The 24,781-nt window shown below is 70.9% G+C and carries 18 protein-coding genes and 1 pseudogene; 6 read left to right on the top strand and 13 right to left on the bottom strand.

Annotated features, from left to right (window positions below; genetic code table 11):
• Positions 1-87 precede the first annotated feature (87 nt).
• The 8 genes from AAT21_RS07785 to AAT21_RS07750 form a co-directional block, all read right to left on the bottom strand.
• Positions 88-1,014 carry a GNAT family N-acetyltransferase gene (locus AAT21_RS07785; RefSeq protein ID WP_046776002.1) on the bottom strand — a complete coding sequence of 309 codons (927 nt, stop codon included), beginning with the start codon at positions 1,012-1,014 and terminating at the stop codon, positions 88-90.
• 139 nt (positions 1,015-1,153) lie between these two features.
• Complete coding sequence (locus tag AAT21_RS07780) at positions 1,154-2,206, bottom strand: ABC transporter ATP-binding protein (RefSeq protein WP_046776001.1); 1,053 nt, start codon at positions 2,204-2,206, stop codon at positions 1,154-1,156.
• Positions 2,199-3,290: an ABC transporter ATP-binding protein gene (locus AAT21_RS07775; protein ID WP_079025504.1), complete on the bottom strand. Its 1,092-nt coding sequence runs from the start codon at positions 3,288-3,290 to the stop codon at positions 2,199-2,201. Before AAT21_RS07775 ends, AAT21_RS07780 begins: the two co-directional genes overlap by 8 nt.
• Before the next feature lie 9 nt (positions 3,291-3,299).
• Positions 3,300-4,223 (bottom strand): ABC transporter permease, encoded by a 924-nt coding sequence (locus AAT21_RS07770; RefSeq protein WP_046776000.1) that lies wholly within the window; start codon positions 4,221-4,223, stop codon positions 3,300-3,302.
• Positions 4,224-4,246: 23 nt separating this feature from the next.
• Entirely contained in the window at positions 4,247-5,173 is a 927-nt protein-coding gene (locus AAT21_RS07765; protein ID WP_046775999.1) for an ABC transporter permease, read from the bottom strand.
• Between the two features lie 199 nt (positions 5,174-5,372).
• Positions 5,373-7,028, bottom strand: a complete 1,656-nt coding sequence (locus tag AAT21_RS07760; RefSeq protein WP_235438720.1) for a peptide ABC transporter substrate-binding protein — start codon at positions 7,026-7,028, stop codon at positions 5,373-5,375.
• A 472-nt stretch (positions 7,029-7,500) separates the two neighbouring features.
• Positions 7,501-9,405: a translational GTPase TypA gene (typA, locus tag AAT21_RS07755; RefSeq protein ID WP_046775998.1), complete on the bottom strand. Its 1,905-nt coding sequence runs from the start codon at positions 9,403-9,405 to the stop codon at positions 7,501-7,503.
• Positions 9,406-9,739: 334 nt separating this feature from the next.
• Positions 9,740-12,109, bottom strand: a complete 2,370-nt coding sequence (locus AAT21_RS07750) for an ABC transporter family substrate-binding protein (RefSeq protein ID WP_063838071.1) — start codon at positions 12,107-12,109, stop codon at positions 9,740-9,742.
• Positions 12,110-12,455: 346 nt separating this feature from the next.
• On the opposite strand from AAT21_RS07750, the gene AAT21_RS07745 reads away from it, so the two are divergent.
• The 6 genes and pseudogenes from AAT21_RS07745 (at position 12,456) to AAT21_RS07720 (ending at position 19,396) form a co-directional block, all read left to right on the top strand.
• The gene (locus AAT21_RS07745; RefSeq protein ID WP_046775996.1) at positions 12,456-12,680 is read left to right on the top strand and encodes a hypothetical protein; all 225 of its coding nucleotides are present in this window, start codon (positions 12,456-12,458) and stop codon (positions 12,678-12,680) included.
• A 148-nt stretch (positions 12,681-12,828) separates the two neighbouring features.
• The gene (locus tag AAT21_RS07740; protein WP_046775995.1) at positions 12,829-13,653 is read left to right on the top strand and encodes a hypothetical protein; all 825 of its coding nucleotides are present in this window, start codon (positions 12,829-12,831) and stop codon (positions 13,651-13,653) included.
• Position 13,654: 1 nt separating this feature from the next.
• Positions 13,655-15,556 carry a fumarate reductase/succinate dehydrogenase flavoprotein subunit gene (locus AAT21_RS07735; protein WP_046775994.1) on the top strand — a complete coding sequence of 634 codons (1,902 nt, stop codon included), beginning with the start codon at positions 13,655-13,657 and terminating at the stop codon, positions 15,554-15,556.
• On the top strand, positions 15,553-16,323 hold the full coding sequence (locus AAT21_RS07730; protein WP_046775993.1) for a succinate dehydrogenase/fumarate reductase iron-sulfur subunit: 771 nt from the start codon (positions 15,553-15,555) through the stop codon (positions 16,321-16,323). The genes AAT21_RS07735 and AAT21_RS07730 overlap by 4 nt, the downstream gene beginning before the upstream one ends.
• 174 nt (positions 16,324-16,497) lie before the next feature.
• Positions 16,498-18,494, top strand: a pseudogene (locus AAT21_RS07725) (TPM domain-containing protein); the annotation flags it as partial.
• A 188-nt stretch (positions 18,495-18,682) separates the two neighbouring features.
• Complete coding sequence (locus AAT21_RS07720) at positions 18,683-19,396, top strand: PspA/IM30 family protein (protein ID WP_046775991.1); 714 nt, start codon at positions 18,683-18,685, stop codon at positions 19,394-19,396.
• Positions 19,397-19,434: 38 nt separating this feature from the next.
• Here the strand turns inward: AAT21_RS07720 and AAT21_RS07715 are convergent, their stop codons facing one another.
• From AAT21_RS07715 to AAT21_RS07695, 5 genes are all read right to left on the bottom strand, one after another.
• Positions 19,435-22,029, bottom strand: a complete 2,595-nt coding sequence (locus AAT21_RS07715) for a SpoIIE family protein phosphatase (RefSeq protein ID WP_063838070.1) — start codon at positions 22,027-22,029, stop codon at positions 19,435-19,437.
• Between the two features lie 232 nt (positions 22,030-22,261).
• A complete protein-coding gene (locus tag AAT21_RS07710) occupies positions 22,262-22,702 on the bottom strand; it encodes an ATP-binding protein (RefSeq protein ID WP_046775990.1) in 441 nt (146 codons plus the stop codon).
• Between the two features lie 154 nt (positions 22,703-22,856).
• The gene (locus AAT21_RS07705; RefSeq protein ID WP_046775989.1) at positions 22,857-23,288 is read right to left on the bottom strand and encodes a (deoxy)nucleoside triphosphate pyrophosphohydrolase; all 432 of its coding nucleotides are present in this window, start codon (positions 23,286-23,288) and stop codon (positions 22,857-22,859) included.
• A gap of 39 nt (positions 23,289-23,327) precedes the next feature.
• Positions 23,328-23,513, bottom strand: coding sequence for an SPOR domain-containing protein (locus AAT21_RS07700; RefSeq protein ID WP_030664389.1), 186 nt, complete (start codon positions 23,511-23,513; stop codon positions 23,328-23,330).
• Between the two features lie 452 nt (positions 23,514-23,965).
• Positions 23,966-24,718 (bottom strand): GntR family transcriptional regulator, encoded by a 753-nt coding sequence (locus AAT21_RS07695; RefSeq protein WP_030966263.1) that lies wholly within the window; start codon positions 24,716-24,718, stop codon positions 23,966-23,968.
• Positions 24,719-24,781: the final 63 nt, after the last annotated feature.

Raw genomic sequence — 24,781 nt, 5'->3', positions numbered from 1 at the left:
CAAGACTGACTTAGGGGCCAATGTCACCCTATGAGGGGTGCGGCACACGCCTTGTTGGACCGATTGCACCCGCGCGTTGCGCCCCTGTCACCCCTGGGGGTGCAAAGCCAGCTCCCACGCGTCGACGCCGTAGTGCCGGGTCATGCCGTGCGCCTCGTAGAGCGCGAGTGCGCCGGTCGCGTTGAGGGTGTCGACCCCCAGGCCGATGGTGTCCCGGCCGCGCGCCGCGTAGGTGGCGAAGCCGTGGCGCAGCAGGAAGCCGCCGACGCCCCGGCCGCGCGCCTCCTTGCGTACGCCTATGTGGCTGACCCAGGCCATGCTCGTCCGGTCGTCCCGGGTGAGCAGTACGGCCACGTCGCCCTCGCCCGGCAGGCTCGCGATCCACACCAGCGACCAGTCGAGCGACCGGCCCTCGATGTGGTCGAGCCATGTCTCGTACGGGCGGTCCACATGGCCGAAGTGGGCGGCGAAGGTCTCCTCGACCAGGGCGTGGGCCCGGTGGCGGTCGGCCTCGTCGTCGCCGCAGTGGCGCAGGGCGAGTCCGGCGGGCGCCGCGGGCGCGGGGTCGGCGGCCGCGGACAGGGGGCGTGTCATGACCTGGTAGCGGCGGACGGTGCGGTAGCCGCGGCCCGCGAGGAGGCCGAGGTCGATGGTGGGTTTCACGTTGAGCTGGATCTTGAGGGTGCCGGTCCCGCCGGTGATCTCGCGGGCGCGGGCCTCCATCCGCTCCAGCAGCAGCGTCGCGGCCTCGTCGTGGCCGGGCAGGACGTAGTGGTCCCCGTCGACGCGGCCGGGTCCGGAGTCCGCCCAGACCATGGCGTAGGCCAGGAGCCGGCCGTCCTCGAAGGCGAGCCAGGAGTCGGTGGCCAGGTCCACGTCGGGTGCGTTGAGGTCGGACTCGACGGTGCCGAGGTCGGTTTCGGGCCGGCCTATCTCGATCACGTCGACGGCGTTGAGGAGGGCGCAGATGTCGGCCGCGTCCCCCGGGCCGGCGGGTCGTACGGTGATGGTCATTGCGTCACTCTCGGGCCCGCACTCCCGGGGTCGCAACCGGTTTCCGCGAGGCCGGGGCGCACCTGACCGGGTACGGCGAACGGCCGGTCCCCGGCGCTGTAGGGCGCCGGGGACCGGCCGTTCGGGCAGAGCGCGTACGTCAGACGGCCAGGATGGCCTTCTCCTCCGCGAAGTGGCACGCGGAGTCGTGCGCGGCCAGGGTGTCCTGGCCCTTGAAGCGCTCCGGAACCGCCAGCAGCGGCTCCTCGGTGGAGCACTTGTCCTGGGCCTTCCAGCAGCGGGTGCGGAAGCGGCAGCCCGACGGCGGGTTGGCCGGGGACGGGACGTCACCGGTGAGGATGATGCGCTCGCGGGACTCTCGGACCTCGGGGTCCGGGACCGGGACCGCCGACAGCAGCGCCTGGGTGTAGGGGTGCGTCGGGTGGTCGTAGATCTGGGCGTCGGTGCCGATCTCGGCCATCTTGCCGAGGTACATGACGCCGACCCGGTCGGAGATGTGCCGCACGATCGAGAGGTCGTGCGCGATGAAGATGTAGGACAGGTTGAACTCGTCCTGCAGCTTCTCCATCAGGTTGATGACCTGGGCCTGCACCGACACGTCGAGCGCGGAGACCGGCTCGTCGCAGATGATGATCTCCGGGTTGAGCGCGAGGCCGCGGGCGATGCCGATGCGCTGGCGCTGGCCGCCGGAGAACTGGTGCGGGTAGCGGTTGATGTACAGGCCCAAGTCCGGGACGACGTCCAGGAGCTCCTGGACCTTGCGGCGCCGGTCGCCCTTCGGAGCCACCTCGGGGTGGATCTCGAAGGTCTCCCCGATGATGTCGCCGACCGTCATACGCGGGTTCAGTGAGGTGTACGGGTCCTGGAACACCATCTGGATGTTGCGGCGGACGGCCTTCAGCGCACGCCCGGACAGCTTGGTGATGTCCTGGCCCTTGTAGAAGACCTCGCCGGCGGTGGCCCGCTCGAGGTTCATCAGGAGCTTGGCGACCGTGGACTTGCCACAGCCGGACTCACCGACGATGCCGAGGGTCTCGCCCTGGTACAGGTCGAAGGAGACCCCGTCGACGGCCTTGACCGCACCGACCTGCTTCTTGAACAGGATTCCCTGGGTCAGCGGGAAGTGCTTGACCAGGTTGCGGACCTGGAGGATCGGCTCGCGCTCGGTGGTCGTCTTGCTGAGCTCAGCCATGGATCTGGTCCTTCCAGAAGTGGCACGCGCTGCCGCGGCCGGGCAGTTCGGTGCCGTCCTGCTCGGTGACCGGGTGCAGGACCGGGATCTCCGTACGGCAGATGTCCTGCACCTTGGGGCACCGGGGGCTGAAGGCACAGCCCGTCGGGATGCGGAGCAGGTTGGGCGGCAGGCCCTTGATCGCGTAGAGCTCCTGGCCCTTCTGGTCCAGGCGCGGGATCGAGTCCAGCAGGCCCCGGGTGTACGGGTGCGAGGGGCGCTTGTAGATCTCGTGGACCGGAGCGGTCTCGACGATCCGGCCCGCGTACATGACCGCGATCTTGTCCGCGACGTCGGCGACCACGCCGAGGTCGTGGGTGATCAGGATCAGACCCATGTTCATCTCGCGCTGGAGCTCCGCGAGCAGGTCCATGACCTGGGCCTGGACGGTCACGTCGAGAGCCGTGGTGGGCTCGTCGGCGATGATCAGGTCCGGCTCCAGGGCCAGCGCCATGGCGATCATGATGCGCTGGCGCATACCGCCGGAGAACTGGTGCGGGTAGTCGCCCACGCGCGCCTTGGCGGCGGGGATCTTCACGCGGTCCATGAGCTCGATGGCCTTGGCCTTCGAGTCCTTCTTGGACATGCCGCGGTGGACGCGGAACATCTCGCCGAGCTGGTCGCCCACCGAGTAGACCGGGTTCAGGGAGGACAGCGCGTCCTGGAAGATCATCGCCATCTTGTCGCCGCGGAGCTTGCGGCGCTCCTCGTCGGACATCTTGAGGATGTCCCGGCCGTGGAAGCGCACCTCGCCGCCCGCGATGCGGCCGGGCGGGCTGTCGAGGATGCCCATGATCGCCTGCGCGGTGACCGACTTGCCGGAGCCGGACTCGCCGAGCACGGCGAGGGTCTCGCCGGCGCTGACGCTGTAGCTCACGCCGTTGACGGCCTTGGCGACCCCGTCACGGGTCTTGAACTCGACCTGGAGGTTGTCCACCTCCAGCAGCGGCACGGCGGTCCCGCCGCCCGTCTCCGCAACGCTGAGAATCTCCGACGTCGTCACGCCGCCACCTTCGTCCTGCTTGCTGATGTTGTCTCGGAGCATCGGGCGGCCCTACCGCAGCTTCGGGTCGAGCGCGTCGCGCAGGCCGTCGCCGACGAAGGCGAAGCCGAGCACGGTGACGACCACGAAGGCGCTGGGGTACAGCCACAGGTAGTCGTGGACGCCGATGAAGGCCTGACCGGCCGCCAGCATGTTGCCCCACTCCGGGACGTCGACCGGGACACCGGCGCCGAGGAAGGAGAGGGCCGCGACGCCGATGATCGTGGTGCCGACGTTGAACGTCGCGTAGACCAGGACGGGCGTCAGCGAGTTGGGCAGGATGTGCGTGCGGACGATCCGGCCGCCGCTGGCGCCGAGCGCCTTGGCCGCGTGGACGTAGTCCATCTCGCGCACCGACAGGATCGAGCTGCGCAGCAGTCGCGACACGGTCGCCCACGAGAAGACCGCGAGCGAGATGATCACCGGGGTGATGCCGCGGCCGGTGACCAGGATGATGACGACGGCACCGATCATCAGCGGGAACGCGAGGAAGACGTCCGCGATGCGCATGACGAGGGTGTCGGCGAAGCCGGCGAAGTAACCGGCGATGGCGCCGAGGGCGACACCGATCAGCACGGCGAAGAAGATCGAGGCGAGGCCGACGAACATGGCCACGCGGGTACCGGCGATGAGGCGCGAGAACATGTCGCGGCCCAGGGCGTCGGTGCCCATCCAGTGCGCGGCGTTGGGCGACGCGAGGGTGTTCTCCAGGTCCTGCGCACCCGGATCGTACGGCGTGAACATGTTGCCGAAGACCGCGGTGATGAACAGCAGGGTGATGATCACGAGACCGACGACGGCCAGCTTGTTCTGGACGAAGCGGTGGCGGATCTCGCCCCACTGGGTGAGCTGCTTGGGGGTTGCTTCGGGGGCGGCCGAGGTGGCCGGCACGGGGCTCTCGTCCCCGATCGCCGGGCTCTTGACGAGCTCAGACATGAGGAAATCCTCCTTGGGGGCGGTCAGCTGAGGCGGATACGCGGGTCGAGGGCCGCGTACAGCAGGTCCACGATGAGGCTGAGGACGACGAAGATGGCGACGCTGTAGGTCACTACACCGATCACGATCGGGTTGTTCTGCTGCTGGATCGCCTGAACCAGTGCCAGACCGACACCGTCCCAGTTGAAGATCGCCTCGGTGATGAGCGCGCCACCGAGAAGTGCGCCGAACGAGATGCCCAGGTAGGTGACGACCGGGATGGACGAGTTGCGGAGCACGTGCTTGAAGAGCACGCGACGGCGCGGAAGTCCCTTGGCCACGGCGGTCTTCACGTAGTCCGCGCGCAGCACCTCAAGCATCGTGCCGCGGGTGAGGCGGGCGACGAACGCGATGTCGGTGATGGCGAGGGTGACCGCCGGCAGGATCATTCCTTCAAGCTTGTCTCCGCCGAGTTGCGGGAACCACTGGAGCTCCACCGCGAACCACTTCATGAGCAGCATGCCGATCACGAAGGTCGGGAATCCGACCATCATGGTCGTGAAGAATGTCGTGGCCATGTCCAAGATGCTGTATCTGTACAGGGCGGCGATGATGCCGACGCCCATACCGAACACCGTGACGAGAGCGATGGCCAGCAGGGCCAGCTTCGCGGTGTTCGCCAGCTTGGGGCCGAGGATCTCGGACACCTCGCGGCGCTGGATGAAGTCCTCGCCGAGGTCTCCGGTCGCGACCTTCGACACGTAGTTCACATACTGCTCGGGCAGCGACTTGTCGAGCCCGTACCGCGCCTTGAGCTCCGCGACCACCGCTGGGTCACGAGCCTTGTCGCTGCCTGCGATCGAGCCCACGGGGTCACCGGGGAGAACGAAAAGACAAGCGAACAGAACCATGGTCGCGCCGATGAGGACTATGACCATCTGCCCGAGGCGACGGGCGACGTACCTTCCCATGTTTGTGCCTCTCTACCTGGCCGCTTCTGGGAGCAGCGGCCTCCGGCCCGACGAAAGGGGCCGGCTCTCGGCCGGCGGGGATTGCCCGCGGATGTGAGGGGTGCCGAAGTAAAAACGGCCTGCCGAGCGGGGCCGCGGCCCACCGGTCACCCGGGGGCCGCGGCACGTTCGCTCCTGACGGATATACCGTCCGAACCGATTACTTCTTGAGCGAGATCTTCTCGAGGATCGGGTCCTCGTTGAAGTTGATGTCGTCCAGACCGTTGAACTTGTCGGTCGCCATCAGGCGGAACTGGGAACGGTTGAAGGTCGGGATGAGGGCCATGTCCTCCATGGCCATCTTCTCGGCCTGCTTGTACATCGCGGTACGCGCGGCCTCGTCCTTCGTGGCGCGGGCCGTGTCGACCAGCTTGTCGAACTCGGGGTTGTTGTAACGGGCGCGGTTGTCACCGACCACGTTGCCCTCGGCGTCCTTGTTCATCGAGGCCGAGTGCAGCAGCGGGAAGAGGAAGTTCTCCGGGGTCGGGTAGTCCGCACCCCACGCGAAGCGGTAGACACCGTTGGCGGTGGCACCCTGCTGCTCCTTGAGCAGACCCGGGAAGTCCTTGCCGTCCAGCTTGACCTTCAGGCCGAGGACGTCCTCGAGCTGACGCGCGATGGCCTGGACCCACTCTTCGTGGCCCGCACCGGTGTTGAAGGAGAACTTGATCTCGGTGCCCGGCTTCAGGCCCGCCTTCTCGGCGTGCTCCTTGGCCTTGGCGACGTCCTGCTTGACGCAGGAACCGCACAGGTCCTTCTGGTACGCCTTCGGGAACGCCGGCGGCACGATGGTCGTCGACGGGGTCTGGAAGCCCTGGAAGACACCCTTGGCGATGGCCTGACGGTCGATCGCGTAGGAGATCGCCAGACGGGCGTCCTTGCTGTTGGTCGGACCGTTGTCACCGATCGGCAGAACGAAGTTCATGCCGTTGGTGTCCTTGGCGAACCACTTGTTCTGCGGCTTGAACTTCGCCTCGGCCGTCTTCAGCATCGGCGTCGGGATGTGCGCGTAGTCGAAGGTGCCGGCCTGGAAGCCGTCGTACTCGAGCTGGTGCGCGGTCTTGTCGTTGAGGAGGGTGATCTGGACCTTGTCCAGCTTCGCCTTCGTCAGGCCGTAGTCGTCGTTGCGGACGAGGTTGATGGCCTTGTTGTGCTCCCAGCTGCCGTCCATCTTGAACGGACCGTTGCCGACGGGGGCCTCGCCGAACGCCTTGTCCTCTTCGCCGACCTTGGCGACCTTCGGGACCGGGCTGTAGGCGGTGTGCGCCGTCTTCAGCACGAACTCGCAGTCGGCCTTGGTCAGGTCGACCTTGATGGTGTGCGGGTCCGGGGTGGTGACACCGGCGAAGGTCTTGGCGGAGCCGTCCTGCAGCTGCTCGTAGCCCTTGATGCCGGCGAGGTGGTACGCCACGTCGGACGCGGCGGCCTTGTGCGCGGCACGCGCCCAGCCGCGGGCGAACGCCTCGGCGTCGACGACCTCACCGTTGGAGAACTTGGTGTCCGGCTTGACCTTGAAGGTCCAGGAGGTGCAACCCTCGTCCGAGCTGGCCGACTCGGCCAGCGCGGGCTCGGCCAGGCCGTCCGGCGTGTTCGAGTACAGGCCGGTGAACAGGGCGTTCGCCACCAGGGTGCCCGTGGACTCGTGGGAGCGCCCCGGGTCGATGGTGTCCGGCTCCGTGCTGCCCAGGCGGAACGTACCGCCGCCGGCAGCGTTGCCCTTGTCCTTGCTGTCACCGTCACCGCCGCCACAGGCGGTAGCGGCCAGGGCGACGACAACCGCGCCCACGACCCACTTGGCGCTCTTGGCACCGCGCATGGGTTTCCTCCTCATGAGTCCACTGATCGACTTGAGGGGCACGAAAACCTCGCCGACACCCCTGACGGCGAGTGATTTCCTGCCCGTAGTGTGCTCGTGAGTCGGCGCGATCCCCACATCGCGTGACCCATTGACCCGAGCTCAATGGAGCCATCCTCGGGGACTGCTAGTCCGTAAACCACACTTAAGTGGTCTCGTTTTCACAACATCGATCCGCGGCAGAAACCCGAAATCCGGACAAACGGATAGGAGACAGACACGTGCGAAACGGACGGTTAGCTCATCATCCGGAGTGTCACGGTCGGTATCCGGACACCTGAACGCAAAAATCCGCTTGACAGATGCGAACAGCCCCTTCCCGCACGGAGTCCGTGACGGAAAGGGGCTGCTGTTCCACCGCACCCATGCGGCCCGGCCGGGCCGCCGCGGCCGCCGCCCGGGCGAACCCGGGGCGACGGCCCCAACGCGGTTACTACTTGGCGGACTTGGCGCGCGACGCGGTGCGCGAGCGCTCCTTCTGGTCCAGGACGACCTTGCGGATACGGACGGCCTCCGGGGTCACCTCGACGCACTCGTCGTCGCGGCAGAACTCCAGGGACTGCTCCAGGGAGAGCTTGCGCGGCGGGACGATCGCCTCGAACGAGTCGGCCGACGAGGACCGCATGTTCGTGAGCTTCTTCTCCTTGGTGATGTTCACGTCCATGTCGTCGGCGCGCGAGTTCTCGCCGACGATCATGCCCTCGTACACCTCGGTGCCGGGGTCGGTGAACAGGACACCGCGCTCCTGCAGGTTGGTCATCGCGAACGCGGTGACCGCACCGGCTCGGTCGGCGACCAGGGAGCCGTTGTTACGGGTGACCAGCTGGCCGAACCACGGCTCGTGGCCCTCGTGGATGGAGTGGCCGATGCCGGTGCCGCGGGTCTGCGTCAGGAACTCCGTACGGAAGCCGATGAGGCCACGGGACGGAACCACGAACTCCATGCGGACCCAGCCGGAGCCGTGGTTCGACATGTTGTCCATGCGGCCCTTGCGGACACCCATGAGCTGCGTGACGGCGCCCATGTGCTCCTCGGGCACGTCGATCGTCATGCGCTCGACCGGCTCGTGCACCTTGCCGTCGATCTCGCGGGTGACGACCTGGGGCTTGCCGATGGTCAGCTCGAAGCCCTCGCGGCGCATCTGCTCGACGAGGATCGCCAGCGCGAGCTCACCGCGGCCCTGGACCTCCCAGGCGTCCGGGCGCTCGGTGTCGAGCACGCGCAGCGAGACGTTACCGATCAGCTCGCGGTCCAGGCGGTCCTTGACCTGACGGGCGGTGACCTTGCGGTCCTTGACCGCGGCCTTGGCGTCCGCGCCCTTGCCGGAGCCGCCGCGGCCGACCATCGGAGAGGTGTTGGTGCCGATGACCATGGAGATGGCCGGCTCGTCCACCGTGATGAGCGGCAGGGCGATCGGGTTCTCCGGGTCGGCCAGGGTCTCACCGATCATGATCTCGGGGATACCGGCGACCGCGCAGATGTCACCGGGGCCGGCGACCTCGGCCGGCTTGCGGGTGAGCGCCTCGGTCATCATCAGCTCGGTGATGCGGACGTTCGAGATCGAGCCGTCACGCTTGATCCACGCGACGGTCTGGCCCTTGCGCAGCTCGCCCTGCTCGACGCGCAGCAGCGCGATACGGCCGAGGAAGTTGTCGGCGTCCAGGTTGGTGACGTGCGCCTGGAGGGGGGCCTCCTCGTCGTACACCGGGGCCGGGACGTGCTCCAGGATGGTGGAGAAGAACGGCTCCAGGTTCTCGCTGTCGGCGGGGACGGTGCCGTCCTCCGGCTTGGTCAGCGAGGCGATGCCGTCACGGCCGCAGGCGTAGACGATCGGGAACTCGATCTGGTCCTCGTCGGCGTCCAGGTCCAGGAAGAGGTCGTAGGTCTCGTTGACGACCTCGTCGATCCGGGAGTCCGGGCGGTCCGTCTTGTTGATGCAGAGAATGACCGGCTTCCGCTGCTGGAGCGCCTTGCGGAGCACGAAGCGGGTCTGGGGCAGCGGACCCTCGGAGGCGTCCACCAGCAGAACGACGGCGTCGACCATCGACAGACCGCGCTCGACCTCACCACCGAAGTCGGCGTGGCCGGGGGTGTCGATGATGTTGATCGTGATCGGGGCCCCGCCGTCCTTGGGGTGATACTTCACCGCCGTGTTCTTGGCGAGGATCGTGATGCCCTTCTCACGCTCCAGGTCGTTCGAGTCCATCATGCGGTCGTCGAGCTGCTGGTGGGCGGCGAAGGCACCGGCCTGCTTGAGCATGGCATCGACGATGGTCGTCTTGCCATGGTCGACGTGGGCGACGATGGCGACGTTACGGATGTCGTGGCGCGTGGGCACTTCGGCGCTTCTCCCGGGATCGTGGATGGCGTCACGTACGGCCTGGCACGCGCGCCTCGACCGGGCGAAAACCTGCCACGGCCTTACCCCATGGTACGTCGAATGGCGGGAACCGCCTGCCGGGGGGTCTGTCAAGAGGCCGGAGGAATGATCGCGGCCGGGCGCGTGGTGGGGTGCCCGGGCCGCCGTTCCTGCGGGAAATCATGCGGGTCAACGGGTATCCACGACCTTGCCCGCCGGACTTCCGGCGGGCAAGGGACTTGAGTCACATCTGAGCTTGTGACCCGCGGGTCAACCTGACAGGCACCGCTTTGTCACCACATCTTCGCCACGGCTACTTCTTCTTGCTGTCCTTGGCGGTCGGCGCCTTCTTCCAGCCGATGTCCTGGTAGCGGGGTGCCCCGAGACCGAAGGCGCCGGCATTGACCAGGCCGGGCTTGACGGCCACCAGCTCGGGGCGCTGGAAGAGCGGGATCGATCCGGCCGCGGCCCAGATCCGGGCGTCGGCCTTGCGCACCAGCTCACGGGAGTGCGCCTCGTCGAGCTCGCCGAGCGCCTGGTCGAACAGCTGGTCGATGTGGTCCGTACCGACCCGCGTGTAGTTCTGCTCGACGAGGAGCGAGCCGTCCGCCGCCGGCTCCGGCTTGGCGAAGATCGGCCGGGCGTCGGTGGCGGGGAAGGCCGTCGCCGGCCACGAGTACAGCGCCAGGTCGTACTGGCCCGAGGCGATGTGGTCCTTGAAGAAGCTGTCGTCGGCCACCTTGGTCGTCTCGGTGTTCACCCCGAGCTTGCGCAGCATCCGGGAGATCCGCTCGCCGACGGCGCGCAGGGACTCCGAGCCGGGTCCGGCCGGGAGGACGAACCGCAGGGTGAGCGCCTTGCCGTCCTTGGCGAGCATGTTCCCCGAGGTACGGATGACCGGCTTGGCCGGGGCCGGGGCCGGGGAGCCCTGGGCGGGGTCGGCTCCGTCGCCGTCGCGGGCCGCGCTGCGCTTGGCGTCGTCGACGGGGCGGACCCTGGCCGCCTGGGCCAGCAGGGAGGCCTGCTGCTGGGCCCCGAACGGGGCGGGCGCCAGCACCGGGGAGACCCCCCTCTCGTCGCCCGCCGAGGAGGCGGCGGTGCCGGCGGCCGCGCCCGCGGCTTCGGCGCCGGCCGTGCCCGGGTTCTCGCCGTTGGCCCCGTCGTCCTGGCCCACGATGTAGAGGCCGTCGTTCCCGGTGCCCGGGCCCGCGGGCGTCTTGCCGTCGTCCTGCGGCGCGCTCTCCGGTCCGGCCTTGGCGCCGGCCGGTTCGCTGAGCCTGCCGCCCCGGCGCCAGCCGGCGTCGGCGAGCAGGGCCTGGGCCGCCTTGGTGTCCTGGCCGCCGAGGGCGCCGCTGTTGTCGGCGTACGCCTGCTGCCCGGCCAGGGCCACATGGCTGCCGACCGGCTTCGCCGGCAGGCCGAGCGGTCTCAGTACGAGGTCGGCCAGTGCCTGGCGGTCCAGGGCGCGGGCCACCGCCCGGCGCACCCGCTCGTCCGCCAGCGGGCCGGACGCCCCGTTCATCGCCAGCTGCGTGTAGGCCGGCTCCAGGGACTTGCGGACCGTGAAGCCCCGCAGGGCCTTCTGCTCGTCCGCGTACCGCTTCACCGATTCGGTGTGCTTGGTGCGGTTCTCCTTCTCCTGCGCCGCCTTCTCCTCGTCCGTGCCGTAGGCGGTCGCCCAGGACAGCGTGGCCTGCGCCGGGGTCAGCGCGGCGCCCGGGCCGTGCGCCGGGGCTCCGCCCGCGCCCGTACCGACCGCACTGCCCGCGCCGCCCGGGCCGGGGGCGCCCTTTCCGGTGGTGCCCTTGCCGGCGGCGTCCCGGCGGGCCAGTGCGATGCGGTCCGCCGCGGACCGGTCGATCTCCGCCAGGTCCAGCTTCCCGGCGGCCAGCGCCGCGGGCCGCTCGGCTCGCGCAACCGCCGTCAGGACCAGCGTGTCCAGCTTGGCCGGCTGCCCCCACCAGCGCGGATTGCGGTTCAGGGCGGCGGTGCCGGTCTTCTTGTCGATCGCCCCGAGGCCGAAGGGCCCGGCGGTGACCTTCAGGGCGCCGCGGGCCCCCTCGTTGAAGGCGTCCGGGGTGCCGGTGACCTGCTTGGGGTACAGCGGGGAGAACAGCGAGCGCCAGTCCGCGTACGGCTTGCCGAAGGTGACCCTGACCTCCAGGTCGGTCTTGCCCTTCTCGATCTTCTCGATGCGCTCGTAGCCGGCGTTGCGCGCCGTCCAGTAGGCCGAGTCCTTGCCGTTCAGGGCCCGCCACTGGGCCACGAAGTCGGGGGCGCCGATCTCCCGCCCGTCGCTCCACACGGCCTGCTGGTTCAGCTTGTACAGGACGACCTGCTTCGGCTCCCGCTCGATGACCTCGGCCTTCTCCAGGTAGTCCGGATTGGCCACCGGCCGTCCCTTGGCGTCCAGCACGAACAGATGCGGCAGCACGGCCCCCGCGATCCTGTTGGTGGCGGCGTCCGCGTCGGCCTGGAAGGCGTTGAGGGTGTCCGGGAGGGCGTCCACCGCCCACCGCAGCACACCCCCGTCCGCGACCTTGTCTCGTTTGGTCGTCGCGATGTCCTGCCCGGCGGCGGCCGGGCCGCCCTCGTCGTCACCCGCGCCGCAGCCCGTGAGCAGCGGCAGTGCGAGGACTCCCGAGGTCAGGAGCGCCAAGGACCTGCGCCTTCTCTGGGACATGGGTGGTACCTCCGGGGCGGGGCGTGGGGGAAGCATGATCACGTTCGGCGGTATATGGGCTGATCACACCGGTTGCCGGAATCCACTGAAATCGACACCGCTCCGCACCCTCCGCAGCCGCCTCTCGCCACGCCGCGAACCCCACCCGTGCGGACCAATCCCGCTTGCGCGGCAAGAGGGCGATCCACCGGGAGAGGGACGAGAATGGGGGCAGGGAGGGGCGCACAGTTCGCGCCTGCGCGCCCGCAATCGCTGCACGTCCCTTCACAACCGGGGACGCGAAGCGCGACACTCGCAGGCGCACATGAGCGTTGCCACCGCACCCTGGCGGAAATGAGGGCAAATCATGTCCCTGAACGACGATCTGACCGCTGTACGACGCAACCTGGACGAGCTGACGCGGAAGGTCGAGCGGCTGGAGCAGCAGGCCGCGGCCTCGCGCCGGCAGCCCGCGTCGGCGGCGCCGGACCAGTCCCGGATGGTTCCCGTCCCGGACACCCCCTACGACAGCGCGCTGTGGACGGACTCCGACGACGAGGGCCTGGGCGCCCGCGACCGCCGCGCGCCCTGACACCGCACCCGCGCGTCCCGCACGCCGTCCGCGTCCCGCACGCCGTCCGGGTCCCGCACGCCGTCCATCGCGCACCCCCGTCCGGCCCGGCCGCCCCGCGGCCGGGCCCCGCGGGAGCGCCCCCTCACCACTCCTACCGGAGTCCTCTTTGGCCACAGGCACGGAACGACCCCAGCAGCGGCCCGGCGGCGTCCACGACGCGTCGCGGGCCGCGATCACGGCCCGGCACCTGCGGACCGACCGGTGGTGGCTGGCCCCCGCCGGCACCGCGGCCGGGCTGCTCGCCTTCATCGTCTACTCGACCTGGCGCGCCTTCGCGAACGCCGGCTACTACGCGGCCCCCTATGTCTCCCCCTTCTACTCCCCGTGCCTGGCGGAGAACTGCGTGGAGATGCGCGGCGGCCCCAACTGGGACCTCTTCGGCAGCTGGTGGGGTCTGTCCCCCGCCCTGCTGATCCTGGTCTTCCCGCTCGGCTTCCGGCTGACCTGCTACTACTACCGCAAGGCCTACTACCGGGGCTTCTGGGCCTCGCCGCCCGCCTGCGCCGTCGCCGAACCGCACGCGAAGTACACCGGCGAGACCCGCTTCCCGCTCATCCTCCAGAACGCCCACCGGTACTTCTTCTACGCGGCCGTCCCCGTCGCGGGCATCCTCACCTACGACACCGTGCTGACCTTCCGGGACGAGCACTACGCGTGGGGCCACATGGGCCTGGGAACCCTGCTGTTCCTGGTCAACATCACCCTGATCTGGGCCTACACGCTGTCCTGCCACTCCTGCCGGCACATCATGGGCGGCCGCCTCAGGCACTTCTCCGAGCACCCGGTGCGCTACCGCCTCTGGGGCTGGATCAGCCGTCTCAACTCCCGCCACATGCAACTGGCCTGGGCCTCCCTGATCAGCGTCGCCCTGTGCGACTTCTACGTGTACCTGCTGGCCAGCGGCGCCTTCACCGACCCGAGGATCTTTTGAGATGGCTCAAGTGGAACGGCAGCAGTGGGACGTGGTCGTCGTCGGCGCCGGCGGGGCGGGACTGCGGGCGGCGATCGAGGCGCGTGAACGGGGCGCCCGTACGGCCGTGATCTGCAAGTCCCTGTTCGGCAAGGCCCATACGGTGATGGCCGAGGGCGGGATCGCCGCCTCCATGGGCAACGTCAACGAGGGCGACAACTGGCAGGTGCACTTCCGCGACACCATGCGCGGAGGAAAGTTCCTCAATCAGTGGCGGATGGCGGAGCTCCACGCCAAGGAGGCCCCGGACCGGGTCTGGGAGCTGGAGACCTGGGGCGCGCTCTTCGACCGCACCCCCGACGGGAAGATCTCCCAGCGCAACTTCGGCGGACACGAGTACCCCCGCCTCGCGCACGTCGGCGACCGCACCGGCCTGGAACTGATCCGCACCCTGCAGCAGAAGATCGTCGCCCTCCAGCAGGAGGACTTCAAGGAGCACGGGGACTACGAGGCCCGGCTCAGGGTCTTCCAGGAGTGCACGGTCACCCGGGTGCTGAAGGACGGACCGGACGTCTCGGGGGCCTTCTGCTACGAACGCGAGTCCGGCCGCTTCTTCGTGCTGGAGGCCCCGGCCGTGGTCCTGGCCACGGGTGGCATCGGCAAGTCCTTCAAGACCACCTCCAACTCCTGGGAGTACACCGGCGACGGCCACGCGCTGGCCCTCCTCGCGGGTGCGCCCCTGCTCAACATGGAGTTCGTGCAGTTCCACCCGACCGGCATGGTCTGGCCGCCGTCGGTGAAGGGGATCCTCGTCACCGAGTCCGTGCGCGGCGACGGCGGGGTGCTGCGCAACTCCGAGGGCAGGCGGTTCATGTTCGACTACGTCCCCGACGTCTTCAAGGAGAAGTACGCAGAGTCGGAGGAGGAGGGCGACCGCTGGTACGAGGACCCCGACCACAACCGGCGCCCGCCCGAGCTGCTGCCCCGCGACGAGGTGGCGCGGGCCATCAACGCCGAGGTGAAGGCCGGCCGCGGCTCCCCGCACGGCGGGGTCTTCCTCGACGTGTCCACCCGGATGCCCGCCGAGCGGATCAGGCGGCGGCTGCCGTCCATGTACCACCAGTTCAAGGAGCTGGCGGACGTGGACATCACCGCGGAACCGATGGAGGTCGGCCCGACCTGCCACTACGTGATGGGCGGGATCGCGGTCGACTCCGAGACCGCGGCCACCGTCGGGGTGCCCGGACTGTTCGCGGCGGGCGAGGTCGCCGGCGGGATGCACGGCTCGAACCGGCTCGGCGGGAACTCCCTGTCCGACCTGCTGGTCTTCGGCCGGCGGGCCGGGCTGCACGCCGCCCAGTACGCGGCCGCGCCCTCGGGGCGCCCGGCCGTCTCCCAGGCCGAGATCGACACGGCGGCCGCGGAGGCGCTGGCCCCGTTCCACGCCGCCGACGGCGCGGAGAACCCGTACACCCTGCACCAGGAGCTCCAGACGACCATGAACGACCTCGTCGGCATCATCCGCCGGGAGGGCGAGATGGCCGAGGCCCTGGAGCGGCTCGCGACCCTGCGTGTACGGGCCTCCCGGGCCGGCGTCGAGGGCCACCGGCAGTTCAACCCGGGCTGGCACCTCGCCCTGGACCTGCGCAACATGCTGCTGGTCAGCGAGTGCGTGGCCCGCGCGGCCCTGGAGCGCACCGAGAGCCGGGGCGGGCACACCCGCGAGGACTGCCCGGCGATGGAGCGGACCTGGCGCCCGGTGAACCTGCTGTGCCGGCCGGTGGACCCCGTACCGGCGGACCCGGCGGCCGACCGGATCGAGCTGATCCGGACCCGCACCGACCCCATCCGCCCCGACCTGCTCGCGCTGTTCGACAAGGAAGAGCTGGTCAAGTACCTCGCCGAAGAGGAGCTTCACGAATGAGCACGTACGACGCGAGCTTCCGGATCTGGCGGGGCGACGCGGAAGGCGGGGCACTCGGGGACTTCACCGTCGAGGTGCACGACGGCGAGGTGGTCCTGGACATCGTCCACCGGCTCCAGGCCACCCAGGCCCCGGACCTGGCGGTGCGCTGGAACTGCAAGGCGGGCAAGTGCGGCTCGTGCAGCGCGGAGGTCAACGGCCGGCCGCGGCTGATGTGCATGACGCGCATGTCCACCTTCGAGCGGACCGAGACGATCACGATCACGCCGCTGCGCGCCTTCCCCGTCGTCCGGGACCTGGTCACTGACGTGTCCTTCAACTACCGCAAGGCGCGGGAGGTGCCGGCTTTCGTGCCGCCGGAGGGGGTGGCCCCGGGCGCGTACCGGATGCAGCAGATCGACGTGGAGCGCTCGCAGGAGTTCCGCAGGTGCATCGAGTGCTTCCTGTGCCAGGACACCTGCCACGTGGTGCGTGACCACGAGGAGAACAAGCCGGCCTTCGCCGGTCCGCGCTTCCTGATGCGGGTGGCGGAGCTGGACATGCACCCCCTGGACGCGGCCTCGGAGGCGGGTCTGGACCGCAAGCGGGCCGCGCAGGAGGAGCACGGGCTCGGCTACTGCAACATCACCAAGTGCTGTACGGAGGTCTGCCCCGAGGGCATCAGGATCACCGACAACGCGCTGATCCCGCTGAAGGAGCGGGCGGTGGACCGCAAGTACGACCCGCTGGTGTGGCTGGGCAGCCGGATCGGCCGCCGGAAGGGCTGAGGAGCGGCGGCCGGGGTCCTCCCGCGGAGGGCCCCGGCTCCCGGTCCGCGTCCTCCGGCTCCCGGCCGGGCCGGCGGCCGGGCCGTGCTCCGGGTGCGGGCACGGGGAAGCACTCATACCCTCCCAAATGTGATGCCGCCGAGGAGCAGGACGCAGAGGCGCACCGCCGCCGTGATGTCCGTACGGGCCGGGCTCGCGCTCGCCGCGGCGCTGCTGGCGTTCGGGGGGACGGTCGTGGCCGGGGCCCCGGCGGCGCGGGCCGAGGATCCCGTCGCCCTGTCACAGCAGGGGCAGATCACGGATCTCGTCGGTGCGCTGGGCGACCGGAAGCCAGCCGTCACCGCCGCCCTCGACGAGCTGTACGCCGACCGGAGGATCCAGCTCTTCGTGGTGTACGTGCAGGACTTCTCCGGGCGCTCGGCCCAGAGCTGGGCGGACGCCACCGCGCAGCGCAACGGCCTCGGGCAGGAGGACGTCCTGCTGGCCGTGGCCACCGGGGCCCGTCAGTACGCCTATTCGGCCGATGTCGATTCCGGTTTCACCGAGCGGCAGCTGGCGGAGGTGGCGCGGACCGCGATCGAGCCGCCCCTGCGGCAGAACGACTGGGCGGGTGCGGCGATCGGCGCGGCGAACGGCTACAACGCGGTCCTCGGCGGGCAGCCGGTGCCGGCGCCGGCCATCACCCCCGGCCCGGCGGACCCCGGCGGCGGAAGCGGCGGGAGCGGCGCCGGGGACTATGTGCTCCCGGTGGTCGCGGTCGGCGCGGCCGGGGCGCTCGGCGTGTACGCGTACTCCCGGCGCCGGCGCCGGGACGAGGCGGCCGGCGGCCGGGGCACGACGACCGGGCCGGGCTGGCCCGAGGGGGCGCCGGACCGCCTGCCGCTGCCGGAGCTGGACGGCCGGGCGAAGTCCCTGCTGGTGGAGACCGACGACGCGGTCCGCACCAGCACCGAGGAACTCGGTTTCGCCACCGCGCAGTTCGGTGAGGAGGCGGCGGCTCCCTTCACCGCGTCGGTGGAGTACGCCAAGGGCGAGCTGACGCACGCCTTCCGGCTGCGCCAGCAGCTCGACGACGCCTACCCGGAGGACGACGCGACCCGGCGGCGGATGCTGGACGAGATCGTCGCCCGCTGCACGGAGGCGAGCCGGCGGCTGGACGCGCAGGCGGCGGACTTCGACCGGCTGCGGGACCTGGAGAAGAACGCCCCGCAGGCGCTGGCGGCCGTGGAGCAGCGCTACCTGGATCTGACCGGGCGCACCACCACCGCCGAGGCGACCCTGACCGCGCTGACCCGGCGGTACGCGGATTCCGCTTCCGCGCCGGTCTCCTCCGGCCCCGAACAGGCCAAGGACCGGCTGCTGTTCGCGGCGACCAACCTGGGGCTGGCCCATGCGGCCGTCGACGCCGGGGAGAACGGTACGGCGGCCGTGCACGTACGGTCCGCCGAGGGTGCGGTGAACCAGGCGGCGACCCTGATGGACGCGGTGGAGCGGCGGGCGCAGGAGCTGGCGGAGGCGGCCGGGAAGCTGCCGGGCGCGCTGACCGAGACGGAGACCGACCTCGCGGACGCCCGCGGGCTGCTGACCGGTACGGCGGAGGGCACCTCCACGGCGGACCTGCGCGGGCGCATCGGCCGGGCGGAGGCCGTACTGGCCGACGTACGGCGGGAGGAGACGGCCGGCCGCTACGACCCGATCGACGCCCTGCGCCGGGTGGAGGAGGCCGACGCGGCCCTGGACGAGGCACTGGCCGGGGCCCGGGAGCGGGAGTCGGGGCGGCAGCGGGCCGCGGCCCTGCTGGACCGGGCCATGCTGGCGGCGCGCAGTGAGATCGGTGCGGCGACGGACTACGTCACCACGGCCCGGGGCGCGGTGGGCAGCCGGGCGCGGACGCGACTGGCGGAGGCGGGCCGGCATCTGGAGCGGGCGGCGGCGCTGGCGGCGGGCGACCCGTCGGAGGCGCTGGCGGAGGCCCAGCAGGCGGACGCGCTCGCGCGGCAGGCGCAGCAGCTGGCGGAGCAGGACGTGCGGGGGTACCGGGACCCGTACGAGGGCCGGGGCGGCGGCCAGGGCGGCGCCGTGCTGGGCGGGATCATCCTCGGCGAGATCCTGCGGGGCGGCCGGGGGGGCGGCTTCGGCGGGGGGGGGGGGGGGGTCGGCGGGTTCGGGGGNGGGGGGGGGGGTTGGGGGGGGGGGGGGGGGGGGTTCGGCGGTTTCGGGGGCGGCGGTGGCAGCGGCCCGGGCTCCTTCGGGGGCGGCGGCACCCGGGGCCGCATGGGCGGTGGCGGCCGCTTCTGAACGCCCGCGGCGCGGGTCCCGTACCGGACACAAGTCCATCCCTGATCAGGAGAGAACCGTCATGAGCAAGCAGACCATCCTCGGCCGGGTCACCCAGCTCGCCAAGGCCAACATCAACGCGCTGCTGGACCAGGCGGAGGACCCGCAGAAGATGCTGGACCAGCTGATCCGGGACTACAGCAACAACATCTCGGAGGCGGACCAGGCGGTCGCGACGACGATCGGCAATCTGCGGCTGCTGGAGGCGGACCACAAGGAGGACGTGGACGCGGCCGCCGAGTGGGGTTCCAAGGCCCTGGCGGCGAGCCGGAAGGCGGACGGGCTGAGGACGTCGGGGGCGACGGCGGAGGCCGACCGGTTCGACAACCTGGCGAAGGTGGCGCTGGGCCGGCAGCTGCAGTCGGAGAGGGAGGCGAAGACGGCCGAGCCGACGATCGCCGCGCAGACGGCGGTCGTCGACAGGCTGAAGTCGGGCCTGGACGCGATGAGGAACAAGCTGACGGAGCTCCAGGCGAAGCGGGACGAGCTGGTGGCGCGGGCGCGGACCGCCGAGGCGCAGAACACCATGCTGGACGCGGTGAAGAACATCGACGTCATGGACCCGACGAGCGATCTCCACCGCTTCGAGGAGAAGGTGCGGCGCGAGGAGGCGATGGCGCTCGGCAAGCAGGAGCTGGCCGCGTCCTCGCTGGACGCGCAGTTCGAGTCCTTGGAGGACCTCGGCAGGGCCTCGGAGATCGAGGCCCGTCTGGCCGCCCTGAAGAGCGGCGGTTAGGGCGGGCCGCGGGGGTGGAGCCCCGCGGCCCGGAGCGGTCAGCCGTACATGTTGAGGAGCTGCTCCGCGGAGAGTTCCGTGACGGCCTCCTCCGATCCGCCCGGCAGGGGCAGTTCGAACCACACGGTCTTGCCCCGGTGGGTGCGCCGGGTGCCCCACCCGGCGGAGAGCAGGCCCACCAGCTGCAGGCCCCGGCCGCCCTCGTCGGTGTCGCGGGCGCGCCGGCGCCGCGGCTGGACCAGGTTCGCGTCCCACACCTCGCACACGAGCGTCCGGTCCAGCAGCAGCCTGAGCCGGATCTCGCCCTCGCCGTAGCGCAGGGCGTTGGTGACGAGTTCGCTGACCAGGAGCTCGGTGGTGTCCAGCAGGCCCTCCAGGCCCCACGCCGGCAGCTTGGCCCGGGCCAGTTCCCGCGCCCGGCCCACCGAGCGGGCCTCGCGCGGCAGCTGCCAGTCGCCGACGGCGTCCACGGGCAGCCCCTGCACCCGGGCCATCAGCAGGGCGATGTCGTCCTCGCCGTGCCGGGTGTCCAGGGTGTTCAGCACGTGGTCGCAGACGTCCTCCAGGGGGCGGACCGGGTCCGCGAGCGCCGCGCGCAGGCCGCGCAGGCCCTCCTCCAGGGGATGGTCCCGGGATTCCACGAGCCCGTCGGTGTACAGGGCGAGCAGGGCGCCTTCGGGGAGCTCGACCTCGACCTCCTCGAACGGCTCGCCGCCGACTCCGAGCGGCAGCCCGGGCGGTACCTCCAGCAGCAGGGCGGGCATGGGTTCCCGGTCCTCGCCGGGCCCGGCGTGGTTCGGCGACACCAGCACCGGGGGCATGTGGCCCGCGTTGGCGATGGTGCAGCGCCGCGTGACCGGGTCGTAGACCGCGTACACGCAGGTGGCGAGGTACACCTCCGAGCGGTCCGCGTCCCGTGAGTGCAGGGCGGCCCGGGAGGCCTGCTGGGAGCCGCCGGGGGCGCCGAGTCCGCGCGCGATCTCGTCGAGTGCGGTCAGCACCTCCGCCGGTTCGAGGTCCAGCAGGGCCAGGGTCCTTACGGCGGTGCGCAGTTCGCCCATGGCGACGGCGGCGCGCAGGCCGCGGCCCATGACGTCGCCGACGACCAGTGCGGTGCGGTGGCCGGGGAGTTCGATGACGTCGAACCAGTCGCCGCCGACCTCGGTCGCCGCGTTGCCGGGCAGGTACCGGCAGGCGATGTCCAGGCCGGCCGCCTCGGGATCGCCGGGGGGCAGCAGGCTGCGTTGCAGGATGAGCGCCCGTTCGTGCTCGCGCCGGTACAGCCGGGCGTTGTCGATGCAGACGGCGGCCCGGGCTGCCAGTTCCACGGCCACCGCCCGGTCCCGTTCGCCGAAGGGCTCGCTGCCCTTGGTACGGGAGAACTGCGCGAGTCCGACCACGGTGTCGTGGGCGACCATCGGCACGACCAGGGTGGACTGCACGAGGTCCTCAGGCCCGCCGCCCTCGATCAGTCGCGGCCGTGCCGTGCGCAGCGCGAGCGCGCCCGGTGAGGCCGCCGGGTAGCGGTGGATGTCGCCCACGGCGACCAGGGCGCCGGGGCCGGACAGCGGTGCGTCCGAGACGGCGGAGGCGAAGGCCACCCGGCGCAGCGGGGCGGAGGGGGTACGGGCCGGGCCCTGGCCGGGCAGGCTGGGGACGCCGGGGCCCTGCGGCCGTGCCGGCCGGTCGTCGTCGCCGATGAGCAGCCCCTGGTAGAGGTCCACGGCGGCGAGGTCGCAGAAGCCGGGGACGGTGACGTCGAGGAGCTCCCGGGCGGTGGTCTCCAGGTCGAGGGAGTTCCCGATGCGGTGCCCGGCCTCGTTGAGCAGGGCGAGATTGCGCCGTACCCCCGCGGCTTCGCGGGCGGCGAGGTGGCGGCGGGTGACGTCGGTGCCGATGCCGGCGACCCCGATGGGGCGGCCGCTGCCGCCGTGCACGCGGTAGAGGTTGATGGACCAGTGGCGGTTCTCCCGGCTGCGCGGGGTGGATCCGGTGATGCGCAGGTCGGTGACCGCGTCGCCGGTGTCGAGCACCCGGCGCAGGGCGTCCGCCATCCGGTCGGCCTCGTGCGCGGGCAGGTAGTCGTGCACGGTGCGGCCGCGGTGCGTCTCGGCGGTGCCGCCGAAGACGGTGGCGAAGCGGCGGTTGGCCCGCTGCACGGTGAGGTCGGTGCCGAACAGCAGGAAGCCGAAGGGAGATTGGCCGAATATGGCCTGTGAGGCGGCAAGGTCGGATTCGATGCGGCGCAGCGCGCGTACGTCGACGACGACGCAGAGGGCGGCCCGTTGCGCGGTTTCGGTCTGGGTGGGCATCACATAGATCTCGGCCACGCCGTGCGCACCGTTCCCGCCCGGGATCCGGAAGGGGATCAGGCCGGTCCACTCCTTGCCGTCGAGGATCTCGGCGACCTTGCGGTGGGCGTCGGGCCGCAACTCCGGGGGCATGAAGGCGTCGACCGGGTCGCGCCCCACGGTCTGGGCGGCCGTCAGTCCGAAGAGCTCCTCGGCGCGCAGGCTCCATTGGTCGATGTACCCGTCGGGTCCGATCGAGAAGGATGCGACCTTTATGTAGTCATATATCGAGCCAGGCGGACTGCTGTGCCACAGGGCGTCGTGCCATGTCTCCCGAGGCACGTCGGACTGATGTGCCTGCGCAGGTATTTCGCTCACGCGACCGTCCCCTCCAGCTCACCGCAACCGGACCGGCCATGACGGAAGTATTCAGCACCACGACCCCGGACGGCACGGCGTTCACGATCACAGCACGGTCTCGATGATTTCGAGCCATGTCGCGCGATCTCCCCCGGCCCCCTTCCGACCACCGCCGGAAGGCGCCGCGGGGGTTCTCCCGCCACCGCTCCCCTTGTTACTCACCAGGAAGAGCCAACTCGAACCACACAGTCTTCCCTGTTTTCCCGTGACGCGTTCCCCATCGTTGCGAGGAGACGGCGACGAGGTGCAGGCCACGACCCCCCTCGTCCTCCGAGTCCGCCACCCTCTCACGGGGCGGATCCGGAAGCGGATCGGAGATCTCCACCAGCAGTGCGGGGCCTCCGGCGAGGGCTTCCGCGGTGCCGTCCGCGGCCGGATTGCGCCGTACCAGGCGGACGCCGATGGGGCCGGAGGCATAGCGCAGGGAATTGGTCACGAGCTCGCTGACCAGCAGGACGGTGACGTCACCGACGGCTTCGAGACCCCAGTCGTGCAGGGTTCCGCGCACGGCGTGGCGAGCGGTGCGGACGGCGCCGGGCTCGGCGGGGAAGGCCCACTCGGCGCACTCACCGTCTGTGTCGATCACGCCGATCACTTCCCGGGCCAACAGTGACCCCAGTCCGGTTCGTCGGGGACGAAAGAGGGACGAGATAGGGATTAATAGCGACATACCCGATATTCGGGGCGTCGTACCACTCGATCCCGAACCCACCGGCGCACTGTGGCGCAGACGGCCTAGAAGACGGACGTCACACGCCCCCACGGGCGGCCGGCCGGCCCTGGGGCCCGTCCGCGCGCAGCCGGCGCCCGGCCTCGGCGACCGCGGGCCGGTCCTGGTCGAGCCAGTCCACCGACTCCAGCTCCTCCGGCCCCAGCCAGCGCAGTTCGTCGTGGTCCTCCAGCGGTGCCGGCACCCCGGAGACCAGCCGGGCCGTCCACACGTGCAGGACCAGCCCGGGCCTCAGCGGCCACTCCCCCGGGATCCGCTCCAGCGGCTCGGTCTCCACGCCGAGCTCCTCGCGCAGTTCGCGCACCAGCGCCTCGGGTACGGATTCGCCCGGCTCGGCCTTGCCCCCCGGCAGCTCCCAGCGTCCGGCGAGCTCCGGCGGCGCGCTGCGGCGGGCGGCCAGCAGGCGCCCCTCATGGCAAAGGGCTCCGCCCACGACCACTCGTTCAGTCATGGGCGGAGCCTATGCCAGCGCCGCGAAGCGCCGCTGAGCTCAGTTCATCGTGGCGGTCTGGCCGATCCGCTCGACCCAGTAGAGCTGCTTGTGTCCTCGGTCGTCGAGACTGTCGGCGACCTTCTGGGCCTCGGCCCGGGTGGCGTACCGGCCCACCCGGTAGCGGTTGCCGTTGTCGTCCTGACGTATGACCAGCCACGGGAGCAGGGCACCGCTGTCGTTCATCGCGTTTCACCCTCCGCCGACGTATCTGCCCGGGAAACCGCATTGCGCATATGCCCGACCTTACGCCCGACCTTTACAGAGCGGATACGGTTTTTCACGAAGAGATACCTGGCAGGCGTACGCATCCGGCCACGCGTACGAGTGCGCCGCGCGCGCCGGTCCGCAGCGGGCGCACGCACAGGGCAGGGGAGCGCGACCGCGCACTCACCACTCCCTACGAGCGGGTATACCCGCAGGTAGCTTCGGGGGAACGGGCTGTCGGGCTGGTCCAGGGCGCGGGAGCATGGCGGTTCCGGCCGCCGTGGTCGCGCCCGCCGGCGGCGGGTGCGACCGCCCGGCACCCCGCGGAATGCGCCCTTCGGGGCAGCCGGGACGATCAGCATCGCGCCGAAACCCGCCGTCGTGACGAGGCGCGGGCCCGGGGCTCGCAGGGACGGCAGGGACGGCGGGGTCTAGCGCACCGGGAGGTGGTACGAGAGGCGGTAACGGTCGGCCGGGACGACCACGTCGGCCGTCTCCACCGCGCGGCCGGAGGCGTAGTAGGTGCGGCCGATCACCAGCACCACGTGCCCCGGGACCCCGCCGAGCAGGAGGATCTCCTCCGCCAGCCCGGGCCGCGCGCCGACCTCCTCCACCATGTTGTCGACGACGACGTCGATCGCGGCCATCCGGTCCACGACCCCGGAGCCGCCCAGCGGGCCCTCCTCGGGCAGCATCACCGGGGTGCGCCCGGTCACGGCGAGGGGCTCCCAGGAGGTCGAGAGCATCATCACCTCACCCGCGTCGCGGAAGACGTACCGCGTCCGCATCACCCGCTCGCCCGGCTCGATGCCGAGCCGCTTCGCGATCTCCGCGGGCGCGCCCGCCTGTTCGCTGCTCGACTCCCACGTCCCCCGCGCGCCGGAGTCGGCCTGCTCCTGCCGGAACGGCGTCGAGGTGCCGCCCGTGCGGTAGCCGGAGCGGGCCACCCGCCGCGGCACCGGCTGCTCGCGCACATACGTACCGGACCCGGACCGGCCCTCGACCAGCCCCTCCGCCATGAGGACCTTGCGCGCCTCCAGGGCCACGGTGTCGGAGACCCCGTACTCCTCGCGGATGCGGGCCTGGGACGGGAGCCGGGCGTGCGGGGGCAGAGAACCGTCGACGATCTGCCGTCGAAGATCCCCGGCCACGCGTAGATAGGCCGGCTGCTCACCGAAAGTCACTGGCCACTCCCATCAGGTTGACAGACAGCTACACCCTGGCAACCGACGGTTGAAGACCGCAAG

The organism is Streptomyces yangpuensis (assembly GCF_001005295.1).
GTDB lineage: Bacteria > Actinomycetota > Actinomycetes > Streptomycetales > Streptomycetaceae > Streptomyces > Streptomyces yangpuensis.
The sequence above is the reverse complement of the archived record's forward strand: the minus strand, read 5'-3'. Positions and strand labels throughout refer to the sequence as shown.

Coding starts and splice junctions, on each gene's coding strand:
- AAT21_RS07750 (WP_063838071.1), bottom strand. CDS start 12,109: ATGTCCCAGAGAAGGCGCAGGTCCTTGGCGCTCCTGACCTCGGGAGTC.
- AAT21_RS07760 (WP_235438720.1), bottom strand. CDS start 7,028: ATGCGCGGTGCCAAGAGCGCCAAGTGGGTCGTGGGCGCGGTTGTCGTC.
- AAT21_RS07780 (WP_046776001.1), bottom strand. CDS start 2,206: ATGGCTGAGCTCAGCAAGACGACCACCGAGCGCGAGCCGATCCTCCAG.
- AAT21_RS07770 (WP_046776000.1), bottom strand. CDS start 4,223: ATGTCTGAGCTCGTCAAGAGCCCGGCGATCGGGGACGAGAGCCCCGTG.
- AAT21_RS07785 (WP_046776002.1), bottom strand. CDS start 1,014: ATGACCATCACCGTACGACCCGCCGGCCCGGGGGACGCGGCCGACATC.
- AAT21_RS07730 (WP_046775993.1), top strand. CDS start 15,553: ATGAGCACGTACGACGCGAGCTTCCGGATCTGGCGGGGCGACGCGGAA.
- AAT21_RS07735 (WP_046775994.1), top strand. CDS start 13,655: ATGGCTCAAGTGGAACGGCAGCAGTGGGACGTGGTCGTCGTCGGCGCC.
- AAT21_RS07700 (WP_030664389.1), bottom strand. CDS start 23,513: ATGAACGACAGCGGTGCCCTGCTCCCGTGGCTGGTCATACGTCAGGAC.
- AAT21_RS07705 (WP_046775989.1), bottom strand. CDS start 23,288: ATGACTGAACGAGTGGTCGTGGGCGGAGCCCTTTGCCATGAGGGGCGC.
- AAT21_RS07720 (WP_046775991.1), top strand. CDS start 18,683: ATGAGCAAGCAGACCATCCTCGGCCGGGTCACCCAGCTCGCCAAGGCC.
- AAT21_RS07775 (WP_079025504.1), bottom strand. CDS start 3,290: ATGCTCCGAGACAACATCAGCAAGCAGGACGAAGGTGGCGGCGTGACG.
- AAT21_RS07745 (WP_046775996.1), top strand. CDS start 12,456: ATGTCCCTGAACGACGATCTGACCGCTGTACGACGCAACCTGGACGAG.
- AAT21_RS07765 (WP_046775999.1), bottom strand. CDS start 5,173: ATGGGAAGGTACGTCGCCCGTCGCCTCGGGCAGATGGTCATAGTCCTC.